The sequence below is a fragment of the Dehalococcoidales bacterium genome, from assembly GCA_035529395.1.
Lineage (GTDB): Bacteria > Chloroflexota > Dehalococcoidia > Dehalococcoidales > Fen-1064 > DUES01.
This window is the reverse complement of sequence record DATKWT010000055.1, coordinates 1-9,147: the sequence shown is the minus strand read 5'-3', so window position 1 is coordinate 9,147 and position 9,147 is coordinate 1. Positions and strand designations below refer to the sequence as shown.

Here is a 9,147-nt window from a genome sequence, read left to right as displayed (position 1 = left end):
GATCGAGTCTAACAGGGTGATGAAAAAGGGGAGTCCAGAAGGGCTTCGCCCCTTCTCAGGGGCGCCCCCTTCTGGCAGGGGTGTCTGGGCGTCATTCTGTAAGAATGACGTTAGCAGAATCCGAAACCAGATTATGCCGGTGTCCCCCAGATATAATCTTTCCCCCCTTCCTCGGTAGGAAGGCTCTTCCTGGACAGGAAGGGGAAGGCGCCGCCCCTTCTGGGCCGCACGGGGATTGGTCGAAAGGGTTTTTCATAGGCTTGCTAGAATGACAGGGACTGTAAAGGCATTTGTAAGACACTACACTAGCACATCCGAATATCCGGGAGGATAGTGGGAAATAATATCCCCCACCTGGATAGAAGCTGGTTCCACCGGTGTCATCAGCACCATGCCCCCCACCTGCATAGTGGGCGTCATACTACCCGCTCAGTACCACAATCCACTTGCCTCCAAAGGGAAACGGTAAGACGATGAAAAGGGTGAGAATCACATCGGTAAGCACGAACAGGACAGCCGCCACTCGCCTTGTCGTCTTGTTACCGATGAACTTCCTAAGGCGACTCTTGTGGCCTAAGCCTTATCCCGGGATTCTCCTCAAATCGTACGTCATCTCTGGTACCTTGGGCGATGCCCTACACTCTGGGCAGCGAATCGGAAGAAGTGCCGGACCCCTGTTTGGTGGTTGCCTTCTTCCCACCTCTTTTCTTCGCGCTGACCAGAGCGGTGATCTTCCGGTATTCGCCGAGAACAAGCAGAGCACAGGGCACGATGAGGCATATGGTGAAGCCAAACGGAGTCTTCACGAATTCAGCGAAGTGGCCAAAAAGCGGAACATACAGGCAGACTCTACCTTTAACCGTCTGGGAGGGTACAGTATAGCTATCCTCGGCCTCAACACCATCTCCCTTGGTTTGAAAACTCAGCGAGTCATCCTCTTCCAACACTGCCACCACGCGGTGGGTAATCAAGAGGTCTGGTTGCACTGGATGCTCGTAGGTGATTACATCTCCTGTGCTCACAGCAAGCGGGTCAACAGGGTGTATCACTACCATACCACCGATCTTGAAGGTTGGGATCATGCTTCCGGTCAAGACAGCATCAAATCGCCAATTACAGAACCTGGTAGTAATCAAAACGAAGACGAAACCCACGAGAACCACCGCCAGGAGCAGGTAGCTCAGCCACCTGACCGTTCGCCTCCCGGTTATTCGTTTGGTTTCACTTATCACCGGTCCCGTTCATCCGCCTGCAATATTATGTTCTGCTACGTCTATGCTACATGCCATCATTTTGCCTGTCAATGGTAAGGGCTGACTCCAAAGGAAAGATGGCCCTGAATTGAACACCTGAGTCGATTGTTATTGGTCTTTCGAATCACGGTTATGAACCAGTTGTCCCTCGATGGCAACCCTCTTGGGTCTTACAGACCGGTTCCACACATGGCATAGTGAATGCAGTAGTAATGAATAGACGAAGCAGATTGTTGTCTAACTTGACAGAATGTGTTAAAATCTTTCGCTAACTAGGAATTTACAATGAGACGCAGGGGGGATGGGGATAACCAGGCTAGCAAAGGTAGACTACCGTTACCACAGCCGCTGAGTAACGGCTACCCGGCGGCCCACCGGCCGGGGAGGGTGGGCAGGATGGCCCCTAGCAATTCCTGATGAGAATTTATCCAATGTTTATCTTATTTACTCGTATCTTAACATTCGTCATCTATAATGATGCAGTGGTATGTTTCGGATATGCTGATAAACCTGAGTGACGGACGGAGGTAGAACCGCCAGCTGGGCGCACATCCCTGGTAGAGCCGGTCCGAGTAGTGGGGAATGAAGATACTAATTATTGAGGATAACGCCGATAACATCCACCCAATATCCGCGGTATTCAAACTCCGCTGGCCAACGTGTACTACAATCTCGACGACTAAGGGAGTAAAAGGCGTAGCGCTGGTTGAGACCGAATCACCTGATCTCGTTATTCTTGAGGTCAACCTCCCCGACATAGATGGGTTTGAGGTCCTCCGCCAGATACGTATGCTTTCTGAAATCCCGGTTGTTTTCCTCACCGAGAGAGGAGACGAGATGGATATCATCAGGGGGCTGGAAGAAGGGGCTGATGACTATATAGTTAAGCCCTTCAGCGCTCTGGAGCTTCTGGCCAGAGCAAGGGCAACACTACGGCGCAGCGGTCTCCGGGACGGCCTCGATGAAAGCACGCCTCCTTTGGTCATTGGAGACCTGACGATAGACTTCCAGTCAAAGGAAGTAACGCTTGAGGATAAACCGGTCCACCTTACCGCTACCGAATACCAGATCCTCTACTACCTGGTGCGTAGTCCGGGGACGTGGGTGAATCATAGCTCCCTGGAACAGTGGATCTGGGGGCAACGGGGGGCTGTTGACTCCTCCGTCATCAGGAGGTATATCTACCAGCTACGCCGCAAACTCAACGACGTCCCTCCGCGGTTGATCGTGAACGAACCTGGCAGAGGATACAAGTTCAACACTGCCAACAGCAAGCTGTCTACCGTTTAGTGACCCCGGACAAATTCCTCTCGACCCCTGTCCACATTCCCCATCTTTACCATCTGACCGGATGCCCTCAGACCAGACGGTGTTATTCGCATGGCCGGCATGAGTCCTGCCCCGTAACCGGCGGGAGAAGCTGAGCGGCACCCCTTCCTGACCAGCCTCACCGGTGCTGTTATTCTTGTCATATTCCCACCGCCTCTTCACGCTTTCTACACAGTATTCCAACACTTCTTTGTGCGGTGATCAGGACGGATGACCTGACTCCGGTGGGGGCAATCAACTACACGTCCGCCTTCGAGAGATATTTACCGTGCCGTGCATCGTCCTTCGGGGAAAGGGACAATGTCGGCAGGGCAAAGGTTGTCTTCGTCAGTCTGTTTCTTCCCGGCTGTCGTCTTCTCCGGCCACCGATGCCGTCACGTTTGCATGGCGCAGGGTCATTATAGCGATGCACAAAGCGTAGACTATCATGGCCAGCGGAATGGTGAAAGCAAGCACGATGACCAGATAGCCGCCGGCACCGGACTCCGCCAGAGAGGTGATGGACATTTGCGGTTCTTCTGCGGGTTCGAACATGAGGGGAACAACCTCACCCATAAGCTCCTTGGCAGCCGCAAGCGTATCGTCATACCCACCCGCTAGGGGGATCAGTGCTGATACCCGAATCATATGGATTTGGTCCGTCGTGATCGTTATATCATTTATGACCGAGTACAGGACCAGTATGCGCTCTATGACCTCACCATCTTCATTCTGTTTTGAGGCAGTGAACCTCTTGGCTGGTATCCGGCCCTGGTACGGTTCGAATTCAAGCTCCTGACGCACCCTTGCCGACAGAGTGGCGGGCATTTCACCAGGCTCCTGCTTCCCTGTTTGCCCAACCCAGGACTGGTCTTTGATAACCACGTAGTCATCCTGGACACTATCAACCAGGTATCCCAGGACCTTGTAGCAAATATTGGGCATGTGAAAGCTCGATAGTTCTGCACTCTGCATTATCAGGAGAATGACTGGCTGAGAGAACTCCGGCCTGCTATATGACCGTATGAGTAGTACATCGGCTTCAAGATGCTCCTTTACTTCTGTAGTATCATAGTCTTGCCCGTACCAATCCGCTATCGCTCTCGGGAAATCATTAAGCTCCTGCTGACCGGACAGGTTCGTCTTAGTCCTGACATACCTGGCATACTGGCTCTCTCCAGATAGTTGAGTGTCGATGGCCACGTAGCTGCCCACCGTTTCCACCTGGGAGCGGTGGCAAAGTCCCATGACTGCCACCGTGAGCAGGAACAGACCTGTAATCAGGAACAACTGCCAGTACTTCTTCATGAATGCATTCATCAGCTACCTGCGATGTTAACTAAAGACGTCAAGTGCTATCTGCTTCTCTGAGACTGCATCCTGAGACGCGACTTATAAGGAACAGCGACAGGATGGCAATTAGAAAGACAATTGGACTGGAGAGACCGTGGAAGAACCCGAGGGCGGCCTCGCTCCCCCAGAAATGGGCAACGAACAGAATGAGAGCAATTCTCAGCACGTTAGCCGCAACGGCTATTGGGAAGGCCAGGAGAAAAAGCACCGTCCTTTTGAGGTAGTGCCCTTTCAAGAGATAGGCGAATAACGCAGTCAGTGCCAGAAGTGAGATGAGGGTACTCATCCCGCTGCAAGTGGCTCCAATGATGAAGGTTGAACCGGCAAGTTGGATTTCGGTACCGGTATTGCTGACCGGCAGACCGAATGCTCGCACCATTGACGCCGACCCGCTTGTTGATGCCAACTGCAGCGGCACTGTAACAGAATCGAGAACGGGTAGGGGTATCATGAATATCAAGAAGCAAATGGGGAAGAGCATGGAACGGGTAGCTCGTGCTCCCCTGAAGTAGAGGAGCAGTCCGGCAGTCACCGGGATAACAGAAGATGCCCAGAGCCAATGAATCCTGTAGATGAATCCCACGGCATACGCCACCAGCCCGATAGTAAGAACGACAGCTCCCACACCTGCGGGCTTTGCTTCTGCCAGTTCCTTACGTCGGGACCAGACCAGCAGAGCAGAAACAGGTAGTACGAGGAAACCGTGGCTGTAATAGGCGCTAGCCAGCCAGACCTGGACGAGGTAAACAAGTACCGGGACGTAGAGGGCAGTGCACATACCTCCGATTAGCACCGTGGTAACAAGTTGCCCTCTTTTCACCCTATTGGACCAATCCCCACCCAGCCGGTTCAAAGGAAGTAGTTGCCTGGTGTTACCAGGCCACGAGAATATGCTTCTCTTATTTCCTTTACCAGCTTAATAAGTTCAAGTATTACCTGTGCCGCCTCGATAGCCTGATAATCCCCGGGATAAGATTCATTCTCGGCACTCTTTACATAATATAAGCCCGGTATCCATTACCAGACTGTTCCATAATACCCCTGTCTTATACTTCTGCGCTCGATAGAGAAGGGCAACTCCAGGAATACCCGGGATAGCAAACAGCCAATAGGGAGCAAGTGCTGTTATTCATCTATCATGGAGGCAACTGCTTGTCCTGCTCATTCTTGATTACACTATACACTTTTTCCGTAATGTTTGTTCGGTAGCAACGGAATCTGGTCGTAATCGAGTCCCACGAGTTTATCGGTGACTTTCATTATGAGTCAATTCGCATATTTGACGACTGTAAAGCCTCTCTGCTAGAATTCAAGCGCTGGTTTGTACCACAGGGGGTTACCTCCTGTAACCAGGTGACAAAAAGGTCGGTACTATTCAGTCTGCTAAGCCGGAACATAGGAGGAGGTTATCATGGCTGCTGTTATTTATGAGAAGAAAGGCCACATCGCAATTATCACCCTCAACCGTCCTGAGGCTTTGAATGCCCTGAATGCTGATATACATCGTGAACTACATGAAACGATGGTCGATTTCCGGGACAACGACGACCTCTGGGTTGCCATCCTTACCGGTACCGGGGACAGGGCGTTCTCCGCCGGTGCGGATATCAAGGGTTTCCAGCCCGGTACCGGGGAAGCACCCCGGCGGGGTGATGAACCACCAGTGCGGGCGGACACGATATGGAAGCCTGTCATCGCCGCGATACACGGCTACTGCCTTGGCGGGGGCCTGGAACTGGCTCTGACATGTGATATCAGGATAGCCGCTGATAACGCCCAGTTGGGCCAGCCGGAGGTAAACATTGGCTTCATGGCTGGCGGCGGTGGCACTCAGAGGTTGCCTCGCTTCATTCCCCGTGCGGTTGCCGCCGAGATACTGCTTACGGGAAACCGTATAAACACCGAAGAGGCGCTGCGCTGGGGTCTGGTCAGCAGGGTTGTCCCGCGGGACCAGTTGATGTCGACTGCCATGGAGATAGCCGAGACTATCTGCCAGCGGGGTCCGCTCGGTATCAGGGCAACCAAAGAGGCCATTATCCGGGGGTATGATATGACTCTGCCGGATGGCCTGTACCTGGAGGCCGAGAAGGTCGCCTACGTCAGGACAACCGATGACTTCATGGAAGGGGCCAGGGCCTTCGCCCAGAAGAAGACTCCCGATTACAAGGGTAAGTAGTTGCGATACCAGCCCGCTAGAGAAGCCCGGCCAGTGTGGTAGCAATCTCCTGGGGCGTATCGACTACGTGTGCACCGGCTGCCTTCAGGGCCTTGACCTTGCTTTCCGCGGTGCCCCTGCCTCTTTCAATAATGGCACTGGCATGAGAGAATCTCATGCCGGATGGCATCGTTCGTCCGGCGATATAAGCCACCAGCGGTTTGCTGAATCTGCCTTCCTTGATGACTTCGGCAGCCTCCTCCTCGGCCACTGTGCCGATTTCACCGAACAAGACTACCGCCCTGGTAGCCTCGTCCTGTTCGAAGAGGGGTAGTACGTCGGCGAAGTTGGTGCCGATGACCGGCTCCGTGCCGATGTGTATCGCCGTTGATATGCCGATGCCGGTCCTGGTTATGCTCCAGACCACGGTGCCCGTTTGACCACCGCTGCGGGACATTACGCCAACAGCCCCGGGAATGAAGATTTCGTTGGCGAATTCGACGGAAGCACCCAGCCACCCCACGGCCGCCTTCTGCGGCGTGACCATGCCCATGCAGCCCGGCCCGAATAGACGGCATCCCTTACGCCGTGCCAGAGAAATCATCTCCAGGGCATCGTGCAAGGGCACCCGCTCCGCAGGGACAATAACCATCTTCAGTCCGGCCTCAATAGCCTCGAAGACGGCGGGTTTGAGTTGCGGTGCCGGCACGAAGGTCACACTGGCATCTATCGGTCCCTGTTCCTCGACGGCCTCCTGAACGGTGTTGTAAACGGGAATACCGTGGATGCTGTTGCCGCCGCGACCGGGAGTGACACCGCACAGCAGCCTGGTGCCATAGTCAAGCATGTATTTCGCACGGGTACTGCCTTCCCGTCCGGTTATGCCCTGTACCAGTACCGTGGTATTTTCGTCAGCAAGTATTGCCATTTATGCCTGCCCTCCGTGCCCGGCAAGGCCGACCTTCCTGCGGTATTCGTCCAGGCCGAACATGTCCAGAGTGATTTGCAGGCCCTTGTTGCCGTTGTCCTGGCAGTAGCGCTCGCAGGCAAGGTCCTCGATGCAACGGCGGCCTGCCTCTTCAACGGATGGTATCAGGGCTGGCAGGCCATCTTCGACCTTGAAGAGGTTTCCCCCGAACCGGGTGCACGCTTCGACGCAGGCATAACTCTGGCAGCCACGGCACTTCTCCAGGTCAATCGCGACCTTGCCGGTGCGAAACGGGAATTCAAGGGTCGTCATCCTGCCTGCCTCCTCTCAGGTACGCCGGTACTCCTCGACGAGTTCCTTCACGCGTTCTGCTATAAAATCAACGTTGTACACGTAATCACGGCCGTATATCTCAATTTTTGCCGGAAGCCCGCTCAGGCCGTTCCTGAGTATCTCCAGCGATTCCTTCTCCTTGTTGCCTGCAATGAGGATAACCACCGGGAAGCCTGGTCTGCTAATCAGGTCTTCATTCAGTGCCCGGACCAGAGCATGGGCATGGTGCCATTGCTCCTGGTTGGCTACCATCGCACCCATGAGTACAAAGGCATCGATATCCGGTTGGGAAAAGACGAGCTTGACGACGCGGTATACCTTGGAGGCGGTCGGGTTGCCGCTGCTTTCCGCGTAATTGGCCAGTTTGAGCCCGTGGCGTATCAGGGCATCGGCTCCCAGCATAGCGCCGCCGCCGCCAAGTCCATGAAAACCGACATATCCTTCACCGGGTCCGAAGCCCTCGGCAAGCTGGACAAAGTAACCCGTCCCGCGGTAGTCTTCTTCCTCTACACGCCAGGCAATTCGCTCAAGCTCGGTAGGTTCCCTGCTGATATCACGGGGGTAGTCTATCTCCAGTTCCGGATGCTTGAATACCGAGGCCTCATCGATAACGATACGGCAGTCGGCCGGGAGGATTTTTCCGTTGGTAGTGAGTACCAGCGGGTTCATCTCCGCACTGCGTGCACTATACTCCCGAAAGACCCGGTACAGGCCATGTACTATTTCACTGAGAGGTGATATGAGGGGCAGGGGAATGTTGAACCTGGAGACCAGGCTGCGGACTTCTTCGATGGAAAGGCCGTCCAGTACATCTATATTCAGACTGACCACGCTGTCCGGGTCTTCGGCAGCTATCTCCTCGATGTCAACACCGCCACGGGTGCTGAACATCAGAACCGGACTCCTGACCTTGTAGGAATCGTTGACGATGATGCCGGCGTACATCTCTCGCTCGACGTCCAGCCGCTCCTCGACCAGGACCCTGGTTACCCTGGCACCCTTGATGTCTTCACCGAGGAGTCCGGCAGCGGCTTTTTCGGCCTCTTCGGGCGTATCAGCAAACTTGATACCACCGGCCTTGAAGCGGCCGGTTACGCCTATCTGGGCTTTAACTGCCACCGGTTTACCAATTTCGGTAGCTATCCGGAGTGCCTCCTGCGGTGTGGAGGCAACATCACCTCGGGGAACCGGTATTCCCATCTCTTTCAGGAGTCGTTTCCCCTGGTATTCAAGGAGCTTCGGCATTGCCTACCTCTTACTTTCTCTAACTGTTGACACAACCAGCCCTGCTGGCACAACCAGCCCTGCTGGCACAACCAGCTCTAGCAGATGGCATAACTAGCGGTCTACCTTCTTATCTTGACCAGCTTTAACTCGAAGATGAGGTCTTTTCCGGCAAGGAAGTGGTTGGCGTCCATTGTAACGGTGGTCTCGGTTACTTCGGTTACGATAGCCGAACCCTGCTGACCTCCCTCGTAAGTCACCCCGATTTGCAGTCCAACTGTTGGTTCAATATCTTCAGGCAACTCGTCCCGGTTTATCTCCATTACAAGGTCTTCATCGTGTGGTCCGTAGGCCTCTGCTGACGGGATGGTTACGGTCTTGGTCTCGCCTACCTTCATCCCGTATACGGCATTCTCAAAACCGGCTATCATTTGGCCGGCCCCGACCGTGAATTGCAAAGGGTCTTTACCTTCTGATGAATCGAACTCCGAACCGTCTGGCAGTGTTCCGGTGTAGTGTACATCGACAATATCACCATCTCTGGCGAATTGTGTACTGCTGCAACCACCCATGAGTACCCCTGTAACTACAAG

The 9,147-nt window shown here is 54.2% G+C and carries 10 protein-coding genes; 2 read left to right on the top strand and 8 right to left on the bottom strand.

Features of this window, described 5'->3' with window-relative positions:
- Nucleotides 1-635: 635 nt before the first annotated feature.
- Nucleotides 636-1,232, bottom strand: a complete 597-nt coding sequence (locus tag VMW13_03725) for a signal peptidase I (GenBank protein HUV43922.1) — start codon at nt 1,230-1,232, stop codon at nt 636-638.
- A 603-nt stretch (nt 1,233-1,835) separates the two neighbouring features.
- On the opposite strand from VMW13_03725, the gene VMW13_03720 reads away from it, so the two are divergent.
- Complete coding sequence (locus tag VMW13_03720) at nt 1,836-2,543, top strand: response regulator transcription factor (protein HUV43921.1); 708 nt, start codon at nt 1,836-1,838, stop codon at nt 2,541-2,543.
- On the opposite strand, the gene VMW13_03715 is transcribed toward VMW13_03720, so the two are convergent.
- The 3 genes from VMW13_03715 to xrt form a co-directional block, all read right to left on the bottom strand.
- A complete protein-coding gene (locus VMW13_03715; GenBank protein HUV43920.1) occupies nt 2,540-2,725 on the bottom strand; it encodes a hypothetical protein in 186 nt (61 codons plus the stop codon). The genes VMW13_03720 and VMW13_03715 overlap by 4 nt on opposite strands.
- 184 nt (nt 2,726-2,909) lie before the next feature.
- A complete protein-coding gene (locus VMW13_03710) occupies nt 2,910-3,881 on the bottom strand; it encodes a hypothetical protein (GenBank protein HUV43919.1) in 972 nt (323 codons plus the stop codon).
- Nucleotides 3,882-3,909: 28 nt separating this feature from the next.
- Nucleotides 3,910-4,734, bottom strand: a complete 825-nt coding sequence (xrt, locus tag VMW13_03705) for an exosortase (GenBank protein HUV43918.1) — start codon at nt 4,732-4,734, stop codon at nt 3,910-3,912.
- A gap of 591 nt (nt 4,735-5,325) precedes the next feature.
- On the opposite strand from xrt, the gene VMW13_03700 reads away from it, so the two are divergent.
- The gene (locus VMW13_03700) at nt 5,326-6,090 is read left to right on the top strand and encodes an enoyl-CoA hydratase-related protein (protein ID HUV43917.1); all 765 of its coding nucleotides are present in this window, start codon (nt 5,326-5,328) and stop codon (nt 6,088-6,090) included.
- A gap of 16 nt (nt 6,091-6,106) precedes the next feature.
- Here VMW13_03700 and VMW13_03695 read toward each other — a convergent pair whose 3' ends face one another.
- The 4 genes from VMW13_03695 to VMW13_03680 all read right to left on the bottom strand — a co-directional run.
- Nucleotides 6,107-6,997, bottom strand: coding sequence for a CoA-binding protein (locus VMW13_03695; protein ID HUV43916.1), 891 nt, complete (start codon nt 6,995-6,997; stop codon nt 6,107-6,109).
- The gene (locus VMW13_03690) at nt 6,998-7,309 is read right to left on the bottom strand and encodes a hypothetical protein (protein HUV43915.1); all 312 of its coding nucleotides are present in this window, start codon (nt 7,307-7,309) and stop codon (nt 6,998-7,000) included.
- Between the two features lie 15 nt (nt 7,310-7,324).
- Nucleotides 7,325-8,575 carry an ATP-grasp domain-containing protein gene (locus VMW13_03685; GenBank protein HUV43914.1) on the bottom strand — a complete coding sequence of 417 codons (1,251 nt, stop codon included), beginning with the start codon at nt 8,573-8,575 and terminating at the stop codon, nt 7,325-7,327.
- 101 nt (nt 8,576-8,676) lie between these two features.
- The coding region (locus VMW13_03680) for an FKBP-type peptidyl-prolyl cis-trans isomerase (protein ID HUV43913.1) at nt 8,677-9,147 on the bottom strand (471 nt) is incomplete at its 5' end.

What these genes read in the sequence shown, in the direction of transcription:
- VMW13_03720 (HUV43921.1), top strand. Translation starts at nt 1,836, where the DNA reads ATGAAGATACTAATTATTGAGGATAACGCCGATAACATCCACCCAATA.
- VMW13_03715 (HUV43920.1), bottom strand. Translation starts at nt 2,725, where the DNA reads ATGACAAGAATAACAGCACCGGTGAGGCTGGTCAGGAAGGGGTGCCGC.
- VMW13_03710 (HUV43919.1), bottom strand. Translation starts at nt 3,881, where the DNA reads ATGAATGCATTCATGAAGAAGTACTGGCAGTTGTTCCTGATTACAGGT.
- VMW13_03700 (HUV43917.1), top strand. Translation starts at nt 5,326, where the DNA reads ATGGCTGCTGTTATTTATGAGAAGAAAGGCCACATCGCAATTATCACC.
- VMW13_03695 (HUV43916.1), bottom strand. Translation starts at nt 6,997, where the DNA reads ATGGCAATACTTGCTGACGAAAATACCACGGTACTGGTACAGGGCATA.
- VMW13_03690 (HUV43915.1), bottom strand. Translation starts at nt 7,309, where the DNA reads ATGACGACCCTTGAATTCCCGTTTCGCACCGGCAAGGTCGCGATTGAC.
- VMW13_03685 (HUV43914.1), bottom strand. Translation starts at nt 8,575, where the DNA reads ATGCCGAAGCTCCTTGAATACCAGGGGAAACGACTCCTGAAAGAGATG.